This is a genomic window from Gilliamella sp. Occ3-1, from assembly GCF_001690655.1.
Classification (GTDB): Bacteria; Pseudomonadota; Gammaproteobacteria; order Enterobacterales; family Orbaceae; genus Gilliamella; species Gilliamella apicola_P.
In genome coordinates this window covers 14101-40181 of record NZ_LZHQ01000001.1, presented here as the reverse complement: position 1 = coordinate 40181, position 26081 = coordinate 14101, and the positions used below count along the sequence as shown (strand labels likewise).

The window sequence follows — 26081 nt, the reverse complement described above, 5'->3', positions numbered from 1 at the left end:
AATTAGAAGATTATGCAAAAAACATTTTTAGTGGAAATTGGTACCGAAGAGTTACCACCAAAATCACTCCGCACGTTAGCAGAGAGCTTTGCGGCTAATTTTATACAACAGCTTGATAATGCCAATTTGGAACATGGTGAAGTGCTTTGGTATGCATCGCCCCGTCGTTTAGCATTAAAAGTTTTAAATTTGAATGATACGCAACCCGATAGCCAAATTGTTAAACGAGGTCCAGCGGTCAGCGCAGCCTTTGATGCCAATGGCAATGCAACTAAAGCTGCTGAAGGTTGGGCTCGTGGTTGTGGTATTACAGTTGATCAGGCTGAGCGTATACAAACCGATAAAGGTGAATGGCTTTCTTATACTCAAAATCAAAAAGGTCAGCCAGTTGTTAATTTGTTAAGTGATATGGTTAAAACCGCATCAAGTAAATTACCTATCCCTAAACCAATGCGTTGGGCGGCTCGCCAAGTTGAATTTATTCGTCCATGTCATACTGTCACCATGTTGTATGGGGATGAACTTGTGCCCGGTACGATTTTAGAGATCAAATCAGATCGCATTATTCGTGGCCATCGTTTTATGGGTGAACAAGAGTTCACTATTGATAATGCAGACCAGTATCCTGAAATTTTGGAACAACGTGGTAAGGTAATTGCTGACTATGATAAACGTAAATCTATCATTAAACAACAAGCTGAAGAAGAAGCTGCAAAATTAAATGGTAAAGCAGATTTAACAGATAATTTGCTTGAAGAAGTTTCATCTCTAGTTGAATGGCCTGTTGTGTTAACTGCTAAATTTGAGGAGCGATTTTTAGAGGTTCCTGCTGAATCATTGGTTTATACCATGAAAGGTGATCAAAAATACTTTCCTGTTTATGATAAACAAGGCAAATTATTACCAAACTTTATTTTTGTGGCTAATATTGAGTCAAAAGATCCACAAGTTGTAATTTCGGGTAATGAGAAAGTGGTTCGCCCTCGCCTTGCCGATGCTGAATTCTTTTATCAAACTGATTTAAAACAACGTTTAGAAGACCGTTTGCCTCGCCTTGAAACAGTTTTATTTCAACAACAACTTGGAACAGTTAAGGATAAAGCAATTCGCATAGAGTCGTTATCAGGCTTTATTGCCGATAAAATTGGGGCTGATATTGAGCAAGCCAAACGAGCGGGAAAATTAACAAAATGCGATTTAGTGACTAATACTGTTTTTGAATTCCCTGAAACACAAGGTATTATGGGGCGTTATTTAGCCCTTAAAGATGGCGAAAGTATTGAAGTTGCAACCGCCATTGAAGAACAGTATAAACCACGTTTTTCTGGTGATGAATTACCAAGTACTACTGTTTCTTGCGCAGTTTCTATCGCTGAAAAATTGGATACTTTAGCTGGCATTTTTGGTATTGGTCAGCACCCTAAAGGTGATAAAGATCCTTTTGCATTGCGTCGTGCTGCTATTGGTGTTTTGCGTATTATTGTTGAAAAGGCACTGCCTTTAGATCTAGTTGAATTAACCAATTATGCAGCATCATTATATGGCGATAAGCTTAATAATAAAAACGTAGTTGGAGATATTGTTATTTTTATGCAGGGTCGTTTTCGAGCTTGGTATCAAGAACAAGGCTTTGCAATTGATACGATTCAAGCTGTTTTAGCGCTTAATCCAACTAAACCTGCTGATTTTGATGCACGCGTTAAGGCAGTCACTCACTTTAGAACCTTGCCAGAGGCCTCATCACTAGCCGAAGCTAATAAACGTGTGTCAAATATCTTATCTAAAGCCGAAGTTACTATTCCTGAGCAGGTCAATGCAGCCTTGCTAGAGACAGGCGCAGAAGGTCAATTAGCTAAAAAATTGGCGATTTTAACCGATAAACTTTCACCGTATTTTAGTGAAAGCCGTTATCAAGATGCGTTAGTTGAATTATCGTCATTAAAAGAGACGGTGAATGCGTTTTTTGATTCTGTCATGGTTATGGTTGACAATGAAGGTATTAGGCTTAATCGATTAGCACTTTTGAAAAAGCTACAAAACTTATTCTTAAAAGTAGCTGATATTTCATTATTGCAAGCTTAATTTACGAATTTAATCGTTCAAAAATAATTGTGGTAGCTACACTGGTTACCACACGTAAGGAACTTATATGGAAATGCAAAAAAAAATCTCTTTTCCTTTAACTTTTACACAAACTCGCAATTTTATTCGTAATCGTATTACGCAATTTATTCTTGTTAGTCTAACGCTAGCTTTAATTCATACGTTTTTTAATTCTTTATTTGACAAACAAAATCTAGCTCAACAAATCTATTTTTCACAAAATTTAACTAACTATGTTTTATTCGTGATGTTGACATTACTAATTGGAATTATTTTAAAAGCAATTAGTATAGCAACAATTTCTAACCTTTATATCAGCGATAAACTTAATTTAAATCTATTACTTTCTAAAGCGTTATCAAATACATTAAAAATTATTTTTTTTTATATTATCATTGGTGTCTTTATATTTTTAGTCTCATTTATGTTATCTATAGTGCTTATTAGTTTAAATTTGCTTTTACCTAAAGTACTTATTTTTATATTAATTTTTTTAGTATTACTAATTCCAATCCTAATTTTAATTATCTTTTGTAACTTCTTTTTTGCTTCGCTGGTTGAACCTAGTCAAAACAATATTTTTGACTCACTTTCATTAAGCATTCAGTTATCAAAAACACAGTGGCGCTCAGCTATTTTGATGGTATTAATCTACCTAGCATTTGTGATGGTTTTTGCTCAATTAACTATTGCGTTCGATAGTGACAATTTTGTCCTTGATACGATCCTCTCTTTCTGTAGTGTCTTTTTTGATATTTTTGTTACTAGCTTTTTCTATCGTCTTTATACGCTAGCAAATAGTGCCTCTAACTCAGCAGCACCGTCTAACAATGATGATAAAAATCAAGAAGACCATAAGTTAATTCTTTAATTGTTATTCATATCCTTACCAACTCTATTTTGGTAAGGATATCATTTGCCATATACTATTTTGATTTAACTAAATCTATTGGATAAAAGCTATGACTCCAGCAATTGATTTACTTAAAAAGTTAAAAATCAAATTTAATATCCACCAATATAAACACGATCCCAACCAAACTAACTATGGGCAAGAAGCGGTTGATAAACTTGATCCCAGTTTGAATGTTACAGCAACACAGGTATTTAAAACCTTGATTGTGAGTTTAAACGGTAACAATAAGACGTTAGCGGTTTGTGTATTGCCTGTCGATAGTCATTTGGATCTTAAAAAAGTCGCAAAAGCATTAAACTGTAAAAAAATAGATTTATCAAATCCTAATTTAGCCCAAAAGGTAACTGGTTATTTAGTAGGAGGAATTAGCCCATTAGGTCAAAAGCAAAAACTCCCCACACTCATTGATTTAAGTGCAAGTGAGCACGCGACAATGTTTGTATCAGGTGGCAAAAGAGGATTAGAAATTGAAATCGCACCTCAAGATTTGATTGATATATTACATGCGAAATGGGTTGAAATAACCACTTAAAATTATTAGTAATATAATTCTAATTTGGTTCTAATACTACTTATAAACAAGATAGAAAAGCGAAGACAATTTGTCTTAAAATAATGTATTCTTATTGAAACAATAAGGCCATAAAGATACACCCTATGACCCATTACATCTATCAATCAAGTTGACAGCAAGAAAAAGCAATTTATTTGATTGCTTCTTTTAAGCTTTTACCTGATACGAATGCAGGTACTTTACTTGCTGCAATTTCAATTTCTTTACCAGTTTTTGGATTACGACCAGTACGAGCTTTACGAGAATTAACTTTAAATGTACCAAAACCAACTAATTGAACTGGCTCACCAGCTTTTAATGATTCAGTAATGGCGGCTAATGTAGCTTCCAACGCCGTTTTTGCAGCTACTTTGGTAATATCAGCTTTGCTAGCAATTGCGTCGACAAGTTCTGTTTTATTCATGGGTATATCCTTACATATTATTTTATTGTTAAAGTTAACATTATAAACGGAGCTAAAACTTAATATTTTAGAGCCGTTACTGTAAACATTACTTAGGTTACATTGTTATTAAATGTAGTCTATATTTGTCTAATATTAAAGAAAAATTTTAAAAATTACACTTTAGACGCCTTGATCGCTCAAAAAAACACCAATATTGCTAATTTTCACTGCTCGTATTTCTTCTTTCAAGCCTTTTATCAATTCAATCATTTCTTTATTTTCTTCGCGTAGCAATCGAAATATTTCCCACTGCAAATCAAATTCATCAATAACACTAGGTAAAGTTTGCTGTTCATCTTCTGAAAGAGTAACATTTGTTCTGGTCATTTCAAATTCAGCGATAGTAGTTGCTGATATGCTACTGACTTTAGCGGTATGTTCGGCGATTTCACCACTCAAGTAAGAGTGCAAAACTTCGCCAAGCGCATGACAAGCATCGATGGCTGGATAAACCATATAAGGACTGTCATCTGTTACAGTTGGAATAATGAGTTCTAATTTTTCAAGCTGCAAATCAAAATTGATTTTTACATCTTCAACTAATAGCGATTCCCAAACTAAATCCAGTATTTTTTTGTAATTTTTAGCATCATCTTCATTTTGTTGTTGATGACAATAAAAAACAAAGTTGGGATACATTCGTTCGCATAAGCAGACCATAAATAGACGTTGTTTCCATTGTGGTAACTTTTCTAGCCTTAATTGAACAGGATTTTTAATCATGATGAAACCTTTTTGACAGTCGATGTACCGCTTCAATCAAATGCTGTACATTCTCTACAGGGATATCTTGGTGAATACCATGCCCTAAATTAAAAACATGCCCATTGTGATAGCCATATTCATTAAGAACGGCCTCTACGTTAGATTCAATTGTTTGCTTTCTTGCATATAAAACGGAAGGATCTAAATTCCCTTGTACTGCTATTTTCCCTTTTTGAGTAATCTGGCTTAAATTTACAGTCCAATCCACTCCCACCGCATCACAACCAGTATTAATAATACGATCAAGCCATATTCCTCCTCCTTTAGTAAATAAAGTAACAGGAATGTACGAGGTTATATCTTGACTTTTTTTACCTTGTTTTAATTGCGATAAGATCTGTTGCATATAGTCAAGTGAAAATGTTTGATAGCTTTGATGACTTAATACGCCGCCCCAAGTATCAAAAATCATAATCGATTGTGCTCCCGCTTGAATTTGTGCATTTAAATATAATGCGATACTGTTTGCGAGTTTTTCAAGTAGTTGATGCAACGCTTTGGGCTCACTATAAAGCATCTTTTTAATTTTGGTGAATGCTTTGCTACTGCCTCCTTCAATCATGTAGGTGGCTAGTGTCCATGGGCTTCCCGAAAAACCAATTAGTGGAACTTTACCATTGAGTTCTTTTTTTGTTAATCGAATCGCATCCATCACATATTTAAGTGATTGCTCTGGATCTGGGATGGGTAATTGTTCAATATCTGATATGCAAGATATCGATTTTTTAAATTTAGGTCCTTCACCCGATTCAAAATATAAGCCAAGCCCCATAGCATCAGGGATTGTTAAAATATCAGAAAAAATAATAGCAGCATCAAGCTCAAATCGTTGTAATGGTTGTAAGGTGACCTCACAAGCTAATTCTGGCGTTTGACACATCGTCATAAAATCACCCGCTTTTGACCTTAATTGACGATACTCAGGTAAATAACGACCAGCCTGTCGCATCATCCAAACTGGTGTATAGTCTACAGGCAAACATTGCAAAGCACGTAAATAACGATCATTTTTTAATTGGCTCATATCTTCAGCTCTTCATGTATAGGCTTTATTTTGTTAAAAAGTTTCAGGAAAGTATGTTTTTGAGTATAAAAATCATCTAATTTATCTATTATTCGTGATCTAAAGCCTTAGGCTGTGATAATGTTTGTTGTGCATAACGAATCAAGGTTTCAGAGATATTTTGCATTACACTGCTTTCGGGAGCAAAACGATGCCAATATAGTATTCGCCTTTGATATAACCCTCCAGTTAAATTAACTAATTCAGCATTTTTTAATTCTTGCTCAACTTGCAACTTTGGTAACATACAGCAGGCTGAACCTTGCTTAGCCAATTGTACAAAAGCTTCAGATGAACTGGTGATGTGGCAAATTACACTACCCGGCGTAAGGTTAAAATTTTCTTGTAAAAAAGCCTGATGCATATCATCTAGATGGTCAAATGCAACAGCTGGTGCTTTTAGTAAAGATGATCTAGTCACACCATTTGGAAAGTACTTTTTAGCAAAATCAGGTGAAGCCACAAAAATATAGTCTAAAGCACCTAATAAATCAGACAGGCAACCTGGTAAAGGGTTAGCTTGAATGCTAATCGCACCAACTACAGTGCCTAAACGCAATAACTCTAATGTATGTTCTTCATCTTTGACTTGAATATCAAAACGTATAATATTTTTATCTAAAACTGGTTTTAACGCAGGTAAAAACCAAGTTGCTAACGAATCAGCATTAATCGCAATAGATAAAGACAGAGGTGTGGCATTTTGCTCGTTATCACCTAACCATTGCTGTTCTAATAATTCAACTTGATGTAATAAGCCGAGCAAATGCTCACCTTGTTTGGTTGCTTTCGGAGGAATAGTTCTAACGAGCAGCTGTTGACCAAAAAAGCTTTCTAATTGTTTGATACGTTGCGAAACCGCAGGTTGTGTAATACACAATTTATCAGCAGCTCTTTCAAATCCTCGTTCCTTTATCACCGCATCTAATGCTTGTAACGCTCTATAATCTGGACGCTTCATAATCTCTTTATTAATGATTTGATCATTGCTCAAATATTCAATCTACTTTAATATCGTAATAAGTTTTAAACCTATCACAAAGTTGACTTAATTCTTAAAATCCTAATGATTTTTGCTTTCTAATTGGGTACTATGCCATATCTTCAACAATTTTGCTTTCGAATTTTTATTTTTTTAAGAAAAATTATCCTCAAAATAGGGGTGATATTATGACACAAGACGAATTAAAAAAGGCCGTAGGCTGGTCAGCCTTAAAATTTATTAAACCTGATTCTTTTATTGGAGTAGGAACAGGCTCCACAGCATCCCATTTTATTGATGCATTAGCAACAATAAAAGATCAAATCAAAGGTACTGTATCAAGTTCAGAAGCATCGACCCAAAAATTAAAAAGCTATGGTATTCCTGTTCTCGATTGTAATGAAGTCGATTTTTTGGATGTTTATGTCGATGGTGCGGATGAAATCAATCACCAGTTGCAAATGATTAAAGGTGGTGGCGCAGCTTTAACGCGCGAGAAAATTGTTTCAGCCATTGCTAAACAATTTATTTGTATTGTTGATGAATCAAAAGTTGTTGATGTATTAGGTAAATTTCCATTACCGGTTGAAGTGATTCCAATGGCACGTTCCTATGTTGCTCGTGAGTTATATAAGTTGGGCGGTAAACCAATATATCGTCAAGGCGTTATAACCGATAATGGAAATGTGATTTTGGATGTTCATGATCTTGTCATTGCCAAACCAATGGAGCTAGAAAATCGAATTAATAGCATTGCAGGTGTGGTTACTGTTGGATTATTTGCCAATAAAGGCGCTGACATCGCACTTGTTGGATGCAGTACGGGTGTAAAAGAGCTTAGATAAAATCATTTATTACAATTAAGTTAATAAATAGTATTTATCTATAAGTAGCAATTTATATGCTGAAGGAAAAAGAGGAAATGAGGAAATAATGGTTATTCAAACTTTAACCAAAGATGAAAATAAGTTTTTATTACTTGAGGGAGTTCACCCTAGCGCAATTGAAATATTAAAATCCGCCGGGTTTACCAATATTAAATATCATAAAAGCGCATTATCACCTGAAAAACTTAAGCAAGCCCTGAAAGATGTCCGGTTTATTGGGATCAGGTCAAGAACACAATTAACTAAAGATATTATCGATGCAGCACCTAAACTTGCTGGTATTGGCTGTTTTTGTATAGGTACCAATCAAGTTGATCTTGATGCGGCGGCAGTAAAAGGTATTCCTGTTTTTAATGCACCATTTTCAAATACACGATCTGTAGCAGAGTTAGTATTAGCCGAAGCAATATTATTACTTCGTCGAGTACCAGAAGCAAATGCTAAAGCACACCGAGGAAAATGGAATAAGATTGCGACGGGGTCACACGAAGCTCGTGGTAAAAATTTAGGTATTATTGGTTATGGGCATATTGGTAGCCAACTAAGTATTTTGGCTGAATCGTTAGGGATGAATGTTTATTTTTATGATATTGAAACAAAACTACCTTTGGGCAATGCTAAACAAGTTTCAACAATGAAAGAATTACTAGCGATAAGCGATATTGTTTCAATGCATGTACCAGAAAATCCAACAACCATCAAAATGATTAGTGATAACGAAATTGATGCAATGAAACAAGACGCAATTTTAATCAATGCTTCACGCGGTAAAGTTATCGATCTTGATGCTTTAACTAAAGCACTGAAAACCAATAAACTCAGTGGGGCAGCTATTGATGTTTTTCCAACAGAGCCTGCTAGTAACAACGACCCTTTTGAATCTCCATTATGTCAATTTGATAATGTAATTATTACTCCGCATATCGGTGGTTCAACTAGCGAAGCACAAGAAAATATTGGGATTGAGGTCGCAAGTAAACTAGCTAAATATTCTGATACTGGTGCGACACTTTCAGCAGTTAATTTTCCTGAAGCCTCTCTACCTATTCCAGCTAAAGGCTCTAGTCGTTTTATTAATATTCATCGTAACCAACCTGGTGTTCTAACTGCTATCAATACGTTATTCGCTGAACAAGGGCTTAATATTTCAGCACAATATTTACAAACTGATCCTCAGATTGGTTATGTTGTTATTGATATCGATAGAGTTAAACAAAATAAGGCTGAAGAATTGTTAGCTAAACTGAAAAACGTGCCAGGAACAATTCGTGCTAGATTGTTATTTTAAGGTGATAAGTCGGTACGCTTGTTAGCCACTCAGCTTTAGCGGGTTTTTAATTTTGAGTAAATTAAATTTGTTTTGCTAATAATTTGCGTCACTCAAATAAATTCCCGCTGATGCAACATCTTAACAATGCTATTTTTTTATTCTTTATCAATTACATCTACTTTAATGACCTTGATGCCTCTTTGTATGAGTGCTTCATAATATTTGTCATCTAATTTATTATCGGTGATAATAGTATCAACAGCATTTAAGTCACACACAACATTAGGACTACGCCTACCAAACTTAGTTGAGTCAGCTAATAATATTAATTTTGCCGCGGCCTTACTCATGGCAACACTGCCGTGATAGCTTTCATTAAATGTTGTCACGCCCCCCATTAAATCAATCCCATCAGCCCCCATAAATAGTTTATCGAAAGTGTAAGATTCAAATATGACCGCAGTTGATGCGCTGTTACTGTGAAAAGAGGCCGATTTACGGCGAAAAGTACCACCTGATAAGATAATAGTATGATCATTATTATGTGTAACAAGTTCATTTACAATGTGTAAGCTGTTGGTCATAATAGTCAAATTATTGAAACTTGTCAGTATAGGAATCATCTGAGCAACAGTACTTCCAGAGTCAAAAATAATTGAGTCACCTTCGTGGATCAATTTAACTGCTTCGCATGCAATTAATTTTTTAGATCCAATGTTGATGTAAGTTTTATGATCAATAGCTCTATCACCAGTTTCACGGTTTAACATGGCACCGCCGTAGGTACGTAAAACTAGACCACTTTGGCTGAGTTGAGTAAGATCTTTACGAATTGTAGTTCCAGTCGTTTTGAAATGCTCAACTAATTCATCAATACTAACTTGTCCATGATTTTGCAGGTATTCTAAAATAGCTGTTTGTCGTTGCCTTACTTTCATATTATGATTCCATCATTATTAGTATATAGGAAATTTTATTTTGCAAACCATTATACTTTATAATGAAAGAAATTACTTTTCAAAATAAAAGATAATTATTAATTGTTTGCTGTTAAGGCAACAATCAACGCACTTTGTGATATTAGGTCGTTTGGAAATATTTTTTCTGGGATTATTTCTGATACAGATAAGCCATGGAGCTGGGAAATAGATTTAGGCAATGCAAATACCGTGATCCCTTTCATTATAATAGAATCAATCACAACTTTATTTTCATCTAATGAAATTGCAACTAATACTCTTGGTCTAAATTGTTTACTTTTACTGCGACCGACACCTAAATAGCAACCTTTTTTTAAAGCTAGAAACGCTTTATTGAAACAACAAATTTGAAACCAACTAAAAATAATTTGAATACACCAAGCAATAAGCGCTATAGCAACTAGAGTAGTCGTCATATTTAATATTTTTCCATTTTGTTTAAGCTAAAATAAAAAGTGCGATAAGTTTAAATTACCTTTCGCACTTTATTTTAACTAGAACATCACTTGTCCACCAGTAATGTTGATTGATTGCCCTGTGCAATATGATGCTTTATCACTTGCATAAAATAGCAATACGTCAAGTACATCTTGATAATCACAACCTCGTTTTAAGGGGACTTTATCAATATAAACTTGTTCCACTTGGTTTTCAGGAATACCTAATTTTTTAGCATACTGTGGTATTAACGATTGGAACATAGGGGATTTTAATAAGTTACCTAACATTAATGAGTTTACAGTAATACCGCAATCAGCAAGATCTAGGGCTAGTGATTGTGTTAATCCTACTCCGCCAAATTTGGCTGCGCTGTATCCTGAATTATGTTTGCTACCCACTTTTCCAGATTTCGAATTGATTTGGATAATACGACCAGCGGTATTATGTTTTACCATTAATTTTGCAAATTCACGCGCACATAAGAAATAACCAGTTAAGTTGACATCAATCGATAATTGAAAATCACTTAATGCAAAACTGGTAATTGGAGCTGCACGTGCAATTCCTGCACTGTAGACTAATAAGTCAGAAAGTTTAAATGTAGCTTCAACGTCTTGTGCTAACTTGATAACACTATCTTCTTTGGTTGCATCAACAACAAAGCCTTTTGCTGTGCCAGAGCCATATTTTTGATTTATTTCATCTGCAACTTTGTTTGCATTATCGGCATTCAAATCTGCAACGGCAACTTTGTATCCAGCATCAGCGATACCTTTACATAAGAATTCACCAAGAGTTTGCCCACCGCCTATAACAACTGCTACTTGTTTCATTTTTTATGTTCCTTAATCATTTACAATTCTAATTTCATCACCCACAAAAAGCTGACTTAGCGTTTCACCTTTTATATGAATGGTTCCTGGTAATTCGGCTTGGCTATTACCATCAAATTTTAATGTGATATGACCTAATTCACAGAAATTAACGCTAGCAACATCACCCACTGCGGTAATTTTGTAACTCTGTTTACCTAGATAAATGGTCTGTCCAACTTGTAAATCTTGTTTTAAATCATCATGACTATGCACAAAGCAGTAATCCGCTAAATCTGCTGGTGCTCCAATTTTAAACAGGATTAACATGCCATCAGTTAATACATCTTGAGCAAACTCACCAATTTGACTAATTTTTGATTGATAGATAATATTTGACATTATTAACCTTCTTGTTTCTTATTCTCATTTAATCCGAGCTTTTTGTTTTTAACGTTAGCTTAAAATGGAATGGAACCATCCCATTTTTTAGACAATCTATTGATAGATAAATAACGATACCGCCCATGCAACTAATACTGTTGGCGCACCGGTTAAAAAGCGGCTAACTAACACAGATGGTACCCCTACTCGCACTGTATCTTGTTTAGCTTCAGCAAGTGATAAACCAACTGGAATAAAGTCACATGCTGCTTGTGCATTAATGGCAAATAATGCTGGTAATGCTAAATGTGGTGGAATATTACCAAACCCAATTTGAACACCAACTAATGTCCCAATAACTTGAGCAATAACCGCACCAGGGCCTAAGAATGGGGAAAGTAATGGAAATGAACAAATTAAGGCTAAGATAACCAATCCAAGCGGATTGTTTGCCAGTGGTACTAGCCCATGCGCAATAAAGTTACCCAATCCAGATGCAATGATGATACCAATTAGTGCCGATACAAACGCCATAAAAGGAAGTATTGTTTTCAGTACAGTGTCAATTGTATCTCGACCCGCTTGGAAGAAAACAGCAACACCAGACCCCATACCGATACCAATTCTTGCTAACAAACCATCGCTTTGTTCAGTAATTTTTTTGCTGCTGTCATAATCTTTAAATTCAGACGATTTATCGTTTACCGCCGGTTCGCTTATTACATCGCCTTCTTTTTCAATGAGTTTGATGTTGTGGGGTTTTACTGCTGAAACATAAATATCTTCAACAATATATTGAGCCAGAGGGCCTGATTTACCTGTGGCATGAATATTGATAGTTGGTATACGATTTTTTGGATAAATTCCGCAGCGTAATGTTCCTCCACAATCAATCACAGCAACACCAATTTCTTCTTTAGGCGGCTCGCCATCTTTAAAACCATCAATAGCTTCCCAACCTGTTAGATCAACTAAAGTGTCAACTATGGCTGGACGAGTACCTGCTGCAATATAAACAATTTTTTTACCAGCAATAACTGGAAACTCCAAAGGTCCACCCCAACCTGCTTCGCCTTTTTCAAGGTAGATAAATTTTGCCATTTTTTATATTCCTTATTTTTATTATAGATGAACTTTCCTTTCTAACTTGATGCCCATTTTTCTTTCAAAAATGGCAGTACAAAAGTCAGTAATCCACCCCCTAAAGAAGTTAGCACCTAAACCGACAAGAAAATAACTCACAGCAAGAGGGCCTAAAGGTAAATTTAGGGTAGTTAAACCGGCCGCTATTCCCAAATAAACAAAAAGTTCACCAGGGTTAACGTGTGGAAAAAGTCCATTCATTGAATGGCAACTGTAAGATGAAGCTGCGTAGTAGCTTGGTTTGTAAAACTCTGGCATAAAACGACCTAGGCTTAATGTCATTGGATTACAAAACACGAAAGTTCCGATAAGTGGTAATAATAGATATCGAGAAATAGGATTGCCCGCACAAGCTTGTGCTAAACGTTCAATACGTTCTTGCCCAATAAATTTAATTACTGCGTTCATCACAACGAGTAATGAAATTAATAATGGTAATATATTCGTTACCATACCCACAAATACCTTGCCGCCTTCTTGGAATAAACCAATAAACCATTCAGCACCAAATGAAATAGCATCAATCATATTGTCTCCTATTGAATTAAATCTTGTATTAATGCTATCAACTTTGAAACATGAAAACTTTTAACTAAATCACATTTTGAAATATTCTCTTTTATCTTAAAAGTTATTATTTCAAATAAATAGAAAAAAGAAAGAAATAAGAAAAACCATAGGTTACTGAAATAGCAATGATAGTAAAAAATTAACGTTTTTTATTGGACATTGACATTAAGTTGGCGTAATTTTGTCAATACGGGTATTTATTATTCAATTTGAAGGAGAATATATCATGGCTAAAAGTATGACTTCTGCTAAAAAACTACAACAATCAGCTATTTTGTTTCCTACTGATCTTGGTCAAAAGGCATCAGAAGATATTTCTGGCGCAATGAATTCTGTTTTAGCAGATGTATTTGCTTTATATTTAAAAACTAAGAATTTTCATTGGCATGTTAGTGGTCCTCATTTTCGTGATTACCACTTAATGCTAGATGATCAAGGTGAAGAGCTATTTGCAATGACAGATCCGATTGCGGAACGTGTCCGTAAGTTAGGTGGCACAACTCTACGCTCAATTGGTCACATTGCTAAATTACAGAGTATTTCTGATAATGATGCAGATTTTGTTGAACCATCAGATATGCTTGCCGAGCTATGCCAAGATAATGTAAAACTAACAGAACGTATGCGTGTTGCACATGATATTTGTGATAAATACAATGATACCGCTACTGCCAGTTTAATTGAAGAGTGGATTGATCAAACAGAACAACGTGCGTGGTTCTTATTTGAAGCAGGCAGAAAAGTCGACTCATCAGGACATTAACAATGTATTATTAATTTAAGAGGTATTAAAAATACCTCTTAAATTAAGTGGAGATTTAAGATGAGTAAAAAAATTGCTGTACTAGTAGGGAGTTTGCGCAAAGACTCTTATAACTTAAAAGTAGCAAAAGTTTTTCAAAAAATCGCACCACCATCACTTTCATTACAAATTATTCAAATTGGCGATTTACCTTTATATAATGAAGATATTGATAATGATACTCCTCCTGCCTCTTATACTCGTTTCCGCAAAGAAATAGCCGATTGTCAGGGTGTTATTTTTTTGACACCAGAATATAATCGTGGAGTTCCTGCTGTTATCAAAAATGCAATAGATGTTGGTTCTCGTCCTTATGGTAAGAGCGTTTGGTCTAAAAAAGCCGCTGCAATTGTTTCCGTTTCACAAGGTGCAATTGGTGGATTTGGAGCTAACCATCAACTTCGTCAATCATTAGTATTTCTTGATATGCCGACATTACAACAGCCTGAAGCTTATATTGGTAATGTAGCTTCTGCTTTTGATGAAAGTGGTAATATTACTGAAAAAAGTAAAGAATTCTTAGCTCTTATTATTAATAGCTATGCAAGTTGGGTTGAAAAGTTAAGCTAATAACTCTTTATTTTAAGATTCACAGTCAATATAATTGACTGTGTTTTCTTAACAAGTAAGTTAACTATTTTTACCATGCCTATATTTTGTCCTAATAGTGAACAAGAATTATTACAACGAGCTCAGTTAGCAGCAGGTTACACTTTTGGCGAGATAGCACAATACTTAAATATACCTATACCGAATAACCTAAATAAACAAAAAGGTTGGGTAGGCAATCTTATTGAAACTTTTTTAGGAGCAAATGCTGGTAGTAAAGCTGAGCAAGATTTTGCTAATCTTGGTATAGAGCTTAAAACTATTCCTGTGAATAAACACGGTAAACCACTTGAGACAACCTTCGTTAGTGTCACACCATTAATGGCTAATCATGGCGTTATTTGGGAGACAAGCCATGTTAAATATAAACTTGCGAAAGTACTTTGGGTCCCGATAGAAGGTGAAAGAACTATTCCTCTCGCAGATAGAAAAGTTGGAAAACCTATTATGTGGACACCAACTCAAGAACAAGAACAGCAGCTCAAACAAGACTGGGAAGAGTTAATGGATATGATAGCGCTAGGACATGTTGAAAAAATTACCGCTCGATATGGTACTTATTTACAAATTAGGCCTAAAGCAGCCAATGGGCAAGCTCTTACGGAAGCAATTGGTGAAAATGGTGATATTATTTTAACCCGACCACGTGGGTTTTACTTAAAAAAAACATTTACAATGCAAATTTTACAAGCTTAAATTTGTTAATCGCTTTGATCATAACCAAAACATATTAATTATATATTTTTTATACCAAATCTTCTTTAAATATTAAAATTCTTGACAATAGATCATAATTCCTTTTAAAAATAAAGAACATCTTTCCGCTCATTTTCACAAAAAATCAAATCTACATCACAATTATTCACATTAGTGATTTACTTTGAGAATATGTGAATGTAAATTTAAACTTAAATAAACATTTGTGAATAAAAAAGAGAATTTGTGAGAGGTGTTAAATGAATATTATTTTGGCTGGACACGGAAAAATTGCATATGAAATGAAAAATAGCATTGAGATGATTGCAGGACAATACCCTAATTTGCATACTATAACTTTTGAACCAGGGGATAGTATTGATAGTCTAAAAGACAAATATCTAAAAATTATTAACCAATCAGTATCGAAATAGTTCATCATTATCACTGATATATTTTCAGGTAGCCCTTATAACGCAGCCACCATTCTAGCTATGCAATTAGGTAATATCGAAGTAATTACTGGATTATCTCTACCTCTTTGCTTAGAGCTATTAAATCTTGATTTCTCTGTTATCAATATTGAAAACGTATTTGAACAATTAAACGAAACCAACTTAAATTTTATTAAATCTTTCAAATTTTTATCTAAAAATGAACCTACAAGGGAGGAATTATAAATGATCATAAATTTAGTTCGTATTGATGATAGATTGATTCATGGTCAAGTTACTACCGTTTGGACAAAAGAAGCCAAAGCTGAAAGAATTATCATCGTCAGTGATGAAGTTGCTAATGATGAAATACGTTCAACACTAGTTAAACAAGCGGCTCCACCAGGAATTAAAGTTTCAGTGATAAGTATTAATAAGGCCGCAGCAGTCTACAAAAATCCTAAATACGAAAATGACACTGTTTTTTATCTTTTTACAAACCCAACCGATGTTTTACGATTAGTCAATGCAGGTGTTCCCATTAAAGAGGTTAATATTGGAGGAATGTCGTTTAAAGAGGGAAAAAAACAAATTACCAAAGCCGTTTCTGTTGATGAAAATGATATATCTTCATTTAAAAAATTGCATGAGATGGGCATCAACTTATGTTTAAAAGTTGTTATTACCGATCCTGATATTGATTTTATTAAAATTCTTTAGCAGGGTTATCCGTACTAACATAATAATTAGCAGGAGGGAAACATGGATATTTCAATACTTCAAATCATGTTCATTTTTATTTTCTCGTGCATCGCAGGGATGGGAAGTGTACTTGATGAATTTCAAACACATCGTCCATTAATTGCATGTACCGTAGTAGGCTTAATATTAGGTGATGTAAAAACAGGTATCATTTTAGGCGGTACACTTGAACTCATAGCATTGGGTTGGATGAATATAGGGGCAGCCCAATCTCCAGATTCAGCATTGGCTAGTGTAATTTCAACTATATTAGTTGTTGTCGGAAGGCAAGATATCCAAACAGGAATAGCTATAGCTCTTCCTGTTGCAGCAGCAGGACAAATATTAACTGTTTTTGCAAGAACTATTACAGTTATATTTCAGCATGAAGCCGATAAAGCAGCAGAAAAGGTTCAATTTCGGAAAATCGAGTTACTTCATTTTAGTGCGCTTTTTGTGCAAGCATTAAGAGTTTCTATCCCTGCTACGCTTGTTGCAATTTACGTTGACGCAAACACCGTACAATCTTTATTAAATATGTTACCAGATATTGTCACTGGTGGTCTTTCAGTAGCTGGTGGATTTATCGTTGTAGTTGGTTATGCAATGGTATTAAACATGATGATTGTTAAATATTTAGCACCATTTTTCTATTTGGGTTTTGTCTTAGGTGGATATTTAAATTTTAGTTTACTTTCATTTGGTATTTTAGGGGTTATTTTTGCCATTATTTATGTTCAATTAAATCCAAAGTTTAATGTAATAAAAAACAATGACAAATTTATAAATTCGACAGCAAATACCAATCAAATAATCATTGATGATGAGTTAGATGATTAATTATAGGAATTTTATTATGAAAGAGATGTTAAAAACCGTTCAGAAAAAAGATGTGATTAGCACATTTATTCGTTCTAATTTTCAACAAGCTTCTTTTAATTATGAACGTATCCATGCACTTGCTTTTTGTGTAGATATGATTCCAACAATTAGACGAGTATATCATACAAAAGATGAACAACGCCAAGCGTTAAAAAGACATTTATCCTTTTTCAACACAACCCCTGCAATGTGTGGCCCTGTGCTTGGTGTTACCATAGCGATGGAAGAAGCAAAAGCAAATGGCGCACCAATTAATGATGGAACAATTAATAGCCTCAAAATTGGATTAATGGGTCCTTTAGCTGGAGCGGGTGATCCTCTTGTATGGGGAACATTGCGCCCTATCACTGCGGCACTTGGTGCATCTTTAGCTCTCACTGGTAATATTGCAGGTCCATTATTATTTTTTATTTTGTTTAATTTAGTCAGACTTGCCATGAAATGGTATGGTTTAACCTATGGATTATCAAAAGGAATAGGTATTGTTAAAGATCTTTCGGGTAATCTTTTACCCAAACTGACAGAAGGTGCTTCTATTCTTGGTCTATTTATTATGGGTGTACTAGTGACCAAATGGACCTCAATAAATGTTCCTTTAACTGTATCTAAAACTACCGATACAAATGGTAATGAAATCATTATGACAGTACAAGGTATACTCAACGATCTAGTACCTAGTTTACTCCCTTTGGGTTTAACATTGTTAATGATGAAATTACTCAGAAAAAAGTTAGCCCAATTATCTTAATTTTTGCTTTATTTGCTGTAGGTATTATTGGTTATGGGTTAGGTATTCTCGCTTAAAACGCAAACAAAAAACATCAAAACAATTTGTTATAAATATTTCTTCTTACAACTATCAGTATAACTGGGTAAGCAATATTGAGTATAAATTTGTATCAAATTTAATTTATTAAAGAGGAATATATGAAAACTAAAGCCGTTAGATTATATGGGAAAAATGATCTTCAATTAGAATCTTTTGAACTTCCACCAATCACTGATGATGAAGTGTTGGTATCTGTTATTGTTGACAGTATGTGTATGTCTTCACTAAAGCTAGTAAATCAAGGAGAAAACCATAAAAAAACACCACCAGATTTAAAAAACAATCCAATCATTATTGGGCATGAGTGTTGCGGTGATATTTTGCAAGTAGGTAAAAATTGGCAACATAAATTTAAAGAAGGGCAAAAATATGTCATACAAGCTAATTTACAGCTAGTTAATAGCCCTTATTGTGTTGGTTACTCTTATTTGAATACAGGTGGGTGTGCAACCTACATGATAGTTAATCACGACGTATTAAAGCAAGATTGTTTAATTCCTTATGATGGAAAAACTTATTTTGAAGGAGCTTTAATCGAACCTTTATCCTGTATTATTGGTGCTTTTAATGCTAACTATCATTTAAAAACAAATAGTTATGATCATATTATGGGAATAAAACCTAATGGAGAATTGCTCATATTAGGGGGAACAGGTCCTATGGGGATGCTTGCAATAGACTATGCTTTAAATGGGCCAATCAAACCGAATAAAGTGGTTGTCACAGGGCGAAATAAAGAAAAAATAGCACATCTGAAAACATTATACCAATCACGCAATGGGGTTGAACTTGAATTTGTTGATATATCTGATAATGAAGATCAATTGTCTCTATTGAAAAGCAAAGCTTCAAAAAATAGTTTTGATGATATCTTTATTTTTTTACCATCAAAAGAGTTAATTCATTTAGCATCACAATTATTGGCATTTGACGGTTGTCTAAATTTCTTTTCAGGCCCCCAAGATAAAAATTTTGAGGCCGAAATTAATTTTTATAATGTACATTATAATTTTACACATATTGTAGGAACATCAGGAGGAAATACTGATGACATGCGCTTAGCTGTTAAACTAATTGAGTCAGGCAAGGTTGATGTTGCTAAGATTGTTTCACATATAATGGGAATTGATCAAGCCTGCGAAATAACTCAATTACAAGATAAAATTAAAGGTGGAAAAAAACTAGTCTACACTCACAAACGGTTTGGACTTAAAAGTTTAGAATCTCTAACAGATAGTGCTGATGATGTAGCATTGAAGAAAATATTAAATAAAAGTCATGGTATTTGGTCAAAAGAAGCCGAAGATTTAGTATTGAATGATTTTCCTGATATTGAGTCTTAATTTTGATATACTTTAATAACATCAAGATGCCATAATAAGATTTATTATCAATGGCATCTTGATATTCTTAAAAACAAATAGTAATTTTTAATAACAATGACTGATAAAATAAAATAGCCATGATCAATAATAACGTTGGTAACTACGATTTTGAGCAACACAAGTTATTAATAAAAATAGCTCAACTCTATTATGAAGAAAATAAAACTCAATCTGAAATAGCTAAAATCGTCAATATACATAGATCAAGCATTAGCCGAATGCTAAAAGTTATACGTGAATTAGGCATTGTTTCTATATCAATTAATTATGATTTGCTGCCCAATATTGCATTAGAAGAAAAAATTCTTAATAAATTTAATTTAAAACAAGTTATTGTTGTACCTGTTAATCAAAATATCGATAATGACAGCAAGAATCAAATTGTCTGCAATGTCGCTGCAAATGTATTAATTAAGAATATTCATGATGACGATATCATTGGTATTTCATGGGGGCGCACAATTAATTATATTGTTAGTAGTTTAAAAAATGATAATACTCAGTTTAATAATACAATTATCGTACCGATGATTGGTGGGCCATCAGGAAAAATTGAAACAAAATATCATGTTAATAATATTGCATATAAACTTTCCAATAAATTAAACAGTCAAGCTATACTTATTGATTACCCTGCTATTGTTGATACTGAACAATTGAAATTAGAAATTGAAAAAACTCAACATATGAAAGAATTAAAGGATTGGTGGAGTAAGATTACCGTAGCGCTTTTTAGCATCGGTTGCCCTGCTATATCCAAAAGTTCTATTTGGTACGGTTTTTATGGAGAATTATTTCAAGCAATTGCTAATAAAAAAATTGTAGGTGATATTCTATCTCGCTTTTTCGATAATAAAGGAACAGAATTAAAAACACCATTTTGTAATCAAATTATTGGAGTAACTTTAGATAATCTAAAAAAAATTCCACTAAAAATATGTGCAAGTGGTGACTCCGAAAAAATCAATAGTTTAAAAGCAGCATTAAATGCAAATTATATTGATATATTAGTAATTAGTGATGAAATGGCCACTCAATTAATTAACTAATTTTTCAACTAAAAGATTAGCAAATAATATTCGTTACTAGTAAACAATATTACCATCTATAAGACTTAATCTTATAAAAATCTAAAGAATATCAAGCATTAAAATTTTAGAATTCCTTTGATAATTATAAAGTTTTTTCTTTTTAATCGGTAAATCATCAACTTCTGCAGGGTTAAAACCTTTTTCTCTAAACCAATGAATACTACGTGTAGTTAAAACAAATATTTTTTCGAGCCCTAACTGGATTGCTTTTTCTGTTAATTTTTCAATTAAGTTATCTCCTCGAGATGAATTGCGATAATCAGGATGAATAGCTACACAGGCCATTTCTCCCATTTTTTCTTCAGGATATGGATAAAGCGCTGCACAACCAATTGTCATATTATCACGTTCAATAATGGTAAATTTATCGATCTCCATTTCTAACTGTTCACGTGAACGTTTAACCAAAATACCTTGTTCTTCAAGTGGGCGTATGAGTTCTAGAATTCCTCCAATATCGTTAATAGTTGCTAAACGCACTTGTTCAGAATGTTCCATCGCTACTTGTGTTCCAATCCCATCACGCGAAAATAATTCTTGCAAAATTGAGCCATCAACCAAATAACTTACCAAATGGCTTCGTCTGACCCCACTACGGCATGCTTTAGATGCTGCACGTAAAAAACGTGCTTCACTAGATAAAAGTTTACCTTGCTGCTCTTTTTTGTTGACATAATTATTCGCATCAACAGGATAAAGGTCGGTAATAACACGACCGTTTTCATCTAGTACTCCTTGTTCAGCGCAAAAACTGATTAATTTATCTGCTTTTAAGCGAATAGCAACTTCGGTTGCAACATCCTCAGACGCTAAATTGAAACTTTCACCAGTAACCGAAACGCCAACAGGGCCTAGTAACACAATTGAGCCACGATCTAGTTGTTCAGCTATAGCCTCGTTGTTTATACGACGGATTTTACCTGTATGACAATAATCAATCCCATCATCTACCCCTAAAGGTTGTGCAATCACAAAATTACCACTTACAACACTGATATGAGCTCCTTGTAATGGAGTATTATTTAAACTCATTGATAAACTTGCGGTAATATTGAGTTGTAATGAACCTGTAACTTGTTTAATGATGTCTAGTGTTGTTGCATCGGTAATACGCGTATTTTTATAATATTTAGGTGTGATATTATGATTTTTTAAAGATTCATCAATCTGATTGCGAGCACCATTAACAATAACAAGTTTAATACCAAGACTATAAAGTAAACCAATATCACTGATAATACTTGAATAAGTATTACTTTTTAACACTGCGCCTGTGAGCAAAATTACAAATGTTTTACCATGATGTGCATTAATATAAGGTACTGAATGTCTTAAGCCATCAACTAACTCAGTTGTACGTTCTTTCATTTTCACAACCACCTCAAATTGAATACTTATTCACTTTTTATGTATTTTTATTTATTTTTGGTTTTATGGCAAGCAATATTTTAAGAATCTAATAATAATCTTAAAATTTGCTATTAATAAAAGTTAATGACTTAAGCTTAATGATTTTTGATTAAGTAATAATGGATTAACAAAATATTGAATTGTTAAATACGAAAATAAATTAAAATTTTATGAGATGTTAATATCGAAAAAAAGCATGCCATATTGGCATGCCCTCTAACATTATTATTCTTAAAATATATAAAATTATATTTTTGTTATATCAACTACCTTTTTAAAACGATAAAAGATAATTGAGCCAAGTATTACACTTGATATCGCAATAAAAAAGTCAATTAATATGGCATAACTTACATTGAACATAGCTAATTTTGGTACTATAAGCGGAATGATAACAAACGATAGACCGCTAAAAGTATACATACAACCTACAGCAAGACCTTTTCGTGTTGGGAACATTTGTTGCATAACAACCAAAGTTAATTGAAGTACTCCCCCTGCCGCAGTAAATCCCATTCCTATTGCGACGATAACACACATTGCAGGTGAAACATTAAAATAGAAAATGATTAATACCAACGCAGATAAGGCAGGTAAAATAATGATGCAAAAGATAGGTTTTAATAGATGTTTGACTACAAAAGCCGTAACAAATACAGAAATAATTGAGGCAGTGCTATAATAACTAATCAGTTGATTAGCATCAGGTTCGCTCATATTAACAGCTCTGATAGCGATAGTTGGCAACCACTGCAAAACAATAACGAATGTTACTGTTGTTGTAAATCCCATAATAATTAATAAAATACCTTCAAATCCAAAATTAGGTTTTCCAATAAAATAACTTTGTGAGCATTCATTACTTTTAATGGAGGCATCTATATGTGGAAACTGCTTAGGAAGTAAAAATAGTGTATTAACTATTAAATAAACAACAAAACCAAAAAAAATCCAACCATACCATATTTGATATTGATGGCAAAAAACAACAATAAATGGAAGAACAAGAGATCCCATTGAAATGAAAGCCTTGATCAATACGCTAGCTGTACCACATGAGTTTGGAAAACATTCTGTTAATGCTGGCATTGAACCAGTATCTAAAAAAGAATTTCCAGCCCCAATAGCAATAGCTAAACAAAAAGCAATATTTATATTAGTACAAAAAGGCATTCCTAGAAAAAAAATAGCATAGCAAGCCATACCTAGACAAATAAATAGTTTGCGACCAAATTTATCTGACAATACACCACCAACAAACATTAATAATATTTTTCCAATTCCTATACCCGAAGCAATTTTACCAATGCCGATTAGATCAATATTAAGTTGTTTCGATATATCATTTGAGAATTGCATGATCACAATTAATGCAATACTTTGTATTATATAATTTGCATATATAGATCCAGCAATTCCATAAGGATTGACCTTTCGATTATCCACTTGTCATACTCCATATGTAAAACATAAAATTATAATTCTATTCAATATACAAGTATCAATATTAATCAGAAAGATAGTAAGTATAAATTTGTTACTTAGCTTTTATTTGGTTCTAAAAAACAATAAAGTTTTATTCAAAATTAAACTTATATAGAATCTTGGTTAAATTGTAAAAATTTATTTTTTTCTATTGTTAATAAAAATACCACTTTTTAAGCGGCTTTTTTATTAAAAGAAGTTAAATTAGTTTCGAAGCATTTCAAACATTTTTGCAAGAATCAAACTTTCATCTTGATCAACATTGATCACATGGTGTGCAGCATCATGATATAAAGGTAATCTTTCAGCCAATACCTTTTCCATTTCATCAGAAATAGATAGACCCGTTAGTGACGGTCTTTGAGCAATGTTAGGATCTTTCATTAAACGCGCAGCTAGTGTTGCCGCAGGTGCGGATAAAAAGATGACTGTGCCATTTTGTTTCATAAAATTCCGGTTATGCTCGGCTAATACCATGCCGCCACCAGTTGCAATGACACAATTAGGTTTAGTTGTATCAATCAACACTTGGCTCTCTCTTGCTCTAAATCCTTCCCAACCTTCTTTTTCAACAATTTCGGCTACCGTTTTTTGGGTAGTTTCGAATAAATAGCTATCGGTATCAATGAAAGAAAACGATAGCTTATTTGCTAACATCTTTCCCATCGTTGTTTTACCAGCAGCCCGTGCACCAACTAAAAAAATTGTTTTATTCATATCGGGTTTTATCTTTTCAGATTTATAGAATATATTAACCATGCTAGTGATTTGCTCTTATTTTTACAACAAATTTTTTACATATTATATAAAAAATATATAACTATATATTTTTTATATAATTAAACAAAACCTCTATAGAATCATCCGTAATGAAATATTTACAATAATTATAAGGAAGCTTTTAAAACCTAAAAGTCATCTTAATAAAGTTAATTAACATAACTTTTCTAAACCACGGAAATAGAGCTCTGTTGCAATCGATTGATGTAATCACCATTGAATCACATCAAGATCTAAATTTACCTTTTTGAACTCTTCGTATGTCATAAAATAGCGGATTGTATTACTACCAATACGATCATTAATACTATTTATAATAATATTTATTTTTTCGTTTCGGATTTTTTTTATTTCTTGCATTGTTTTTCTGAAAAATTCTGGAATCGGCTTTGTACCGTTTTCCCACTCATGCCATGTATTAATATCTGTTTTGCCAATATATTCACTAGCTTCTGATACTTTTAGCATAAGAAAACGACGATACGCTTGCAATTCTAAGTTAGTCATAAATGCTCCTTATTATAATGCACTTGATCTATCCAATTAATATATTAACTTTACCTATACCAACATAATATAGTTGGCAATATCAGCTAATTGTATAAACAGTAGAAAATACGACTAATTCCAATTTAACTAGATATGTTTGCCTGCTTGGTAATTAATGTTTAGTTAAAGCATCAATTACAACCTGTTTTGCTCGTTCAGAAAGATCTTTTCCTGTCCAAATTTTAAATTGAGCATTTGCTTGACCAATAAACATTTCGCGCCCTGAAATAGATTCCCAGCCAGCTTTTTCTGCTTCTTGTCTAAAACAAGTATTATATGGAGTATAAACAATATCGTAAGCCAATCCTTTACCTTTAAACCAAGTTTGTTTATAAGGTGTTTGATTCTCAAATTTACCCGCCATACCTAATGGTGTTGAATTAATAACAATTTGAGCTTCAACTTTGCTACGGTCTTCCCATGAAACAGTTTTAAGGTTGAATTCACTAGCTAATGCCTGAGGTAAATCATCAGCAATATCCGTTACTGTAATATCAGCATAACCAAGTTCCTGTAATCCGACTACAGCTGCACGTGCAGCACCTCCTGCTCCAAGTAATAACACTTTTTTGAATTCTGCTGGCAGTTTTTTATTTTGAAGTGGCTCCATGAATCCGATAATATCTGTATTATGCCCACAAAGTTTATCCCCATCCCAATACACCAAATTTGCAGCACCTGCTTTTTTTACATGATCTGTCACTTCATCTAAATAAGGGATGATAGTCTGTTTATGTGGAATAGTGACACATAATCCACGGATATTTAGTAATCTTACTGATTTAAAAAGTGTCGGTATCTCTTCTGGTGGAGTAGGAAAAGGAACCAAAACTGCTGGGATCCCATAATCTTGAAATGACGTAGTATGAATAAGTGGACTCATACTGTGCCCTAAAGGATAACCGATAATGCCATATATACTATATGGCGTGAACTGGTTCATATAATCTCCTTATAAATTGGAAAATTAACACGATATAAATAAAAATCTTAATCAAGCTTATTAAAACATATTTATTATTAAATTAAATCATTTTTTCTAAAATGATGTTA

27 protein-coding genes and 2 pseudogenes are annotated in these 26081 nt (G+C 33.4%); 14 read left to right on the top strand and 15 right to left on the bottom strand.

The features are described 5' to 3' along the window. Positions 1–9: 9 nt before the first annotated feature. From glyS to ybaK, 3 genes are all read left to right on the top strand, one after another. Complete coding sequence (gene glyS / locus A9G43_RS00215; RefSeq protein ID WP_065605671.1) at positions 10–2082, top strand: glycine--tRNA ligase subunit beta; 2073 nt, start codon at positions 10–12, stop codon at positions 2080–2082. A gap of 67 nt (positions 2083–2149) precedes the next feature. Next, positions 2150–2974 carry a hypothetical protein gene (locus tag A9G43_RS00210; RefSeq protein WP_065605669.1) on the top strand — a complete coding sequence of 275 codons (825 nt, stop codon included), beginning with the start codon at positions 2150–2152 and terminating at the stop codon, positions 2972–2974. Between the two features lie 91 nt (positions 2975–3065). After that, positions 3066–3551: a Cys-tRNA(Pro) deacylase gene (gene ybaK / locus A9G43_RS00205; RefSeq protein WP_065605668.1), complete on the top strand. Its 486-nt coding sequence runs from the start codon at positions 3066–3068 to the stop codon at positions 3549–3551. A 172-nt stretch (positions 3552–3723) separates the two neighbouring features. Here ybaK and A9G43_RS00200 read toward each other — a convergent pair whose 3' ends face one another. The 4 genes from A9G43_RS00200 to A9G43_RS00185 all read right to left on the bottom strand — a co-directional run bounded on the left by A9G43_RS00200 (position 3724) and on the right by A9G43_RS00185 (position 6827). Continuing rightward, positions 3724–3996, bottom strand: coding sequence for an HU family DNA-binding protein (locus tag A9G43_RS00200; RefSeq protein ID WP_065605666.1), 273 nt, complete (start codon positions 3994–3996; stop codon positions 3724–3726). 162 nt (positions 3997–4158) lie between these two features. Next, complete coding sequence (locus A9G43_RS00195) at positions 4159–4761, bottom strand: YjaG family protein (protein WP_065605664.1); 603 nt, start codon at positions 4759–4761, stop codon at positions 4159–4161. Beyond that, on the bottom strand, positions 4754–5827 hold the full coding sequence (gene hemE, locus A9G43_RS00190) for a uroporphyrinogen decarboxylase (RefSeq protein WP_065605662.1): 1074 nt from the start codon (positions 5825–5827) through the stop codon (positions 4754–4756). Before hemE ends, A9G43_RS00195 begins: the two co-directional genes overlap by 8 nt. 88 nt (positions 5828–5915) lie before the next feature. Further along, positions 5916–6827, bottom strand: coding sequence for a LysR family transcriptional regulator ArgP (locus A9G43_RS00185; protein WP_065605660.1), 912 nt, complete (start codon positions 6825–6827; stop codon positions 5916–5918). A 209-nt stretch (positions 6828–7036) separates the two neighbouring features. Between A9G43_RS00185 and rpiA the strand changes: the two genes are divergently transcribed. Together rpiA and serA are read left to right on the top strand one after the other, a co-directional pair. Beyond that, complete coding sequence (gene rpiA / locus A9G43_RS00180) at positions 7037–7693, top strand: ribose-5-phosphate isomerase RpiA (protein ID WP_065605658.1); 657 nt, start codon at positions 7037–7039, stop codon at positions 7691–7693. A gap of 88 nt (positions 7694–7781) precedes the next feature. Further along, positions 7782–9023 (top strand): phosphoglycerate dehydrogenase, encoded by a 1242-nt coding sequence (gene serA, locus A9G43_RS00175; RefSeq protein ID WP_065605656.1) that lies wholly within the window; start codon positions 7782–7784, stop codon positions 9021–9023. Positions 9024–9160: 137 nt separating this feature from the next. On the opposite strand, the gene srlR is transcribed toward serA, so the two are convergent. The 6 genes from srlR to srlA form a co-directional block, all read right to left on the bottom strand. Next, positions 9161–9943, bottom strand: coding sequence for a glucitol operon DNA-binding transcriptional repressor SrlR (srlR, locus tag A9G43_RS00170; RefSeq protein ID WP_065605654.1), 783 nt, complete (start codon positions 9941–9943; stop codon positions 9161–9163). Between the two features lie 98 nt (positions 9944–10041). Next, positions 10042–10401, bottom strand: coding sequence for a transcriptional regulator GutM (locus tag A9G43_RS00165; protein ID WP_065605652.1), 360 nt, complete (start codon positions 10399–10401; stop codon positions 10042–10044). A gap of 78 nt (positions 10402–10479) precedes the next feature. Then, positions 10480–11259: a sorbitol-6-phosphate dehydrogenase gene (srlD, locus tag A9G43_RS00160; RefSeq protein ID WP_065605650.1), complete on the bottom strand. Its 780-nt coding sequence runs from the start codon at positions 11257–11259 to the stop codon at positions 10480–10482. A gap of 12 nt (positions 11260–11271) precedes the next feature. Then, the gene (locus A9G43_RS00155) at positions 11272–11640 is read right to left on the bottom strand and encodes a PTS glucitol/sorbitol transporter subunit IIA (RefSeq protein WP_065605648.1); all 369 of its coding nucleotides are present in this window, start codon (positions 11638–11640) and stop codon (positions 11272–11274) included. Positions 11641–11736: 96 nt separating this feature from the next. Continuing rightward, a complete protein-coding gene (srlE, locus tag A9G43_RS00150; RefSeq protein ID WP_065605646.1) occupies positions 11737–12723 on the bottom strand; it encodes a PTS glucitol/sorbitol transporter subunit IIB in 987 nt (328 codons plus the stop codon). A 21-nt stretch (positions 12724–12744) separates the two neighbouring features. Further along, on the bottom strand, positions 12745–13293 hold the full coding sequence (srlA, locus tag A9G43_RS00145) for a PTS glucitol/sorbitol transporter subunit IIC (protein WP_065605643.1): 549 nt from the start codon (positions 13291–13293) through the stop codon (positions 12745–12747). A gap of 268 nt (positions 13294–13561) precedes the next feature. Between srlA and A9G43_RS00140 the strand changes: the two genes are divergently transcribed. The 9 genes and pseudogenes from A9G43_RS00140 (at position 13562) to A9G43_RS00100 (ending at position 20762) form a co-directional block, all read left to right on the top strand. Beyond that, complete coding sequence (locus A9G43_RS00140) at positions 13562–14098, top strand: Dps family protein (RefSeq protein ID WP_065605641.1); 537 nt, start codon at positions 13562–13564, stop codon at positions 14096–14098. Between the two features lie 60 nt (positions 14099–14158). Next, complete coding sequence (locus A9G43_RS00135) at positions 14159–14707, top strand: NADPH-dependent FMN reductase (protein WP_065605639.1); 549 nt, start codon at positions 14159–14161, stop codon at positions 14705–14707. Positions 14708–14782: 75 nt separating this feature from the next. Then, the gene (mutH, locus tag A9G43_RS00130; protein WP_141673985.1) at positions 14783–15442 is read left to right on the top strand and encodes a DNA mismatch repair endonuclease MutH; all 660 of its coding nucleotides are present in this window, start codon (positions 14783–14785) and stop codon (positions 15440–15442) included. Positions 15443–15702: 260 nt separating this feature from the next. Beyond that, positions 15703–16122, top strand: a pseudogene (locus A9G43_RS11215) (PTS sugar transporter subunit IIA). Further along, the gene (locus A9G43_RS00120) at positions 16123–16596 is read left to right on the top strand and encodes a mannose/fructose/sorbose PTS transporter subunit IIB (RefSeq protein ID WP_065605633.1); all 474 of its coding nucleotides are present in this window, start codon (positions 16123–16125) and stop codon (positions 16594–16596) included. It begins immediately after the preceding pseudogene. Positions 16597–16638: 42 nt separating this feature from the next. Continuing rightward, on the top strand, positions 16639–17457 hold the full coding sequence (locus A9G43_RS00115) for a PTS mannose/fructose/sorbose transporter subunit IIC (protein ID WP_065605631.1): 819 nt from the start codon (positions 16639–16641) through the stop codon (positions 17455–17457). 16 nt (positions 17458–17473) lie between these two features. Continuing rightward, positions 17474–18303 (top strand): annotated as a pseudogene (locus A9G43_RS00110) (mannose/fructose/sorbose PTS transporter subunit IID). A gap of 123 nt (positions 18304–18426) precedes the next feature. Next, complete coding sequence (locus A9G43_RS00105; RefSeq protein WP_065605627.1) at positions 18427–19671, top strand: zinc-binding dehydrogenase; 1245 nt, start codon at positions 18427–18429, stop codon at positions 19669–19671. A gap of 119 nt (positions 19672–19790) precedes the next feature. After that, the gene (locus tag A9G43_RS00100; protein WP_065605625.1) at positions 19791–20762 is read left to right on the top strand and encodes a sugar-binding transcriptional regulator; all 972 of its coding nucleotides are present in this window, start codon (positions 19791–19793) and stop codon (positions 20760–20762) included. An 81-nt stretch (positions 20763–20843) separates the two neighbouring features. On the opposite strand, the gene argA is transcribed toward A9G43_RS00100, so the two are convergent. The 5 genes from argA to aroE form a co-directional block, all read right to left on the bottom strand. Next, positions 20844–22172: an amino-acid N-acetyltransferase gene (gene argA, locus A9G43_RS00095; protein ID WP_065605623.1), complete on the bottom strand. Its 1329-nt coding sequence runs from the start codon at positions 22170–22172 to the stop codon at positions 20844–20846. Positions 22173–22460: 288 nt separating this feature from the next. Beyond that, positions 22461–23660: an MFS transporter gene (locus A9G43_RS00090; RefSeq protein ID WP_065605621.1), complete on the bottom strand. Its 1200-nt coding sequence runs from the start codon at positions 23658–23660 to the stop codon at positions 22461–22463. A gap of 243 nt (positions 23661–23903) precedes the next feature. Then, a complete protein-coding gene (gene aroL, locus A9G43_RS00085; protein ID WP_065605741.1) occupies positions 23904–24416 on the bottom strand; it encodes a shikimate kinase AroL in 513 nt (170 codons plus the stop codon). 273 nt (positions 24417–24689) lie between these two features. Beyond that, complete coding sequence (locus A9G43_RS00080; RefSeq protein ID WP_065605619.1) at positions 24690–24986, bottom strand: Aca2/YdiL-like domain-containing protein; 297 nt, start codon at positions 24984–24986, stop codon at positions 24690–24692. A gap of 154 nt (positions 24987–25140) precedes the next feature. Next, positions 25141–25971, bottom strand: coding sequence for a shikimate dehydrogenase (aroE, locus tag A9G43_RS00075; RefSeq protein WP_065605618.1), 831 nt, complete (start codon positions 25969–25971; stop codon positions 25141–25143). Positions 25972–26081: the final 110 nt, after the last annotated feature.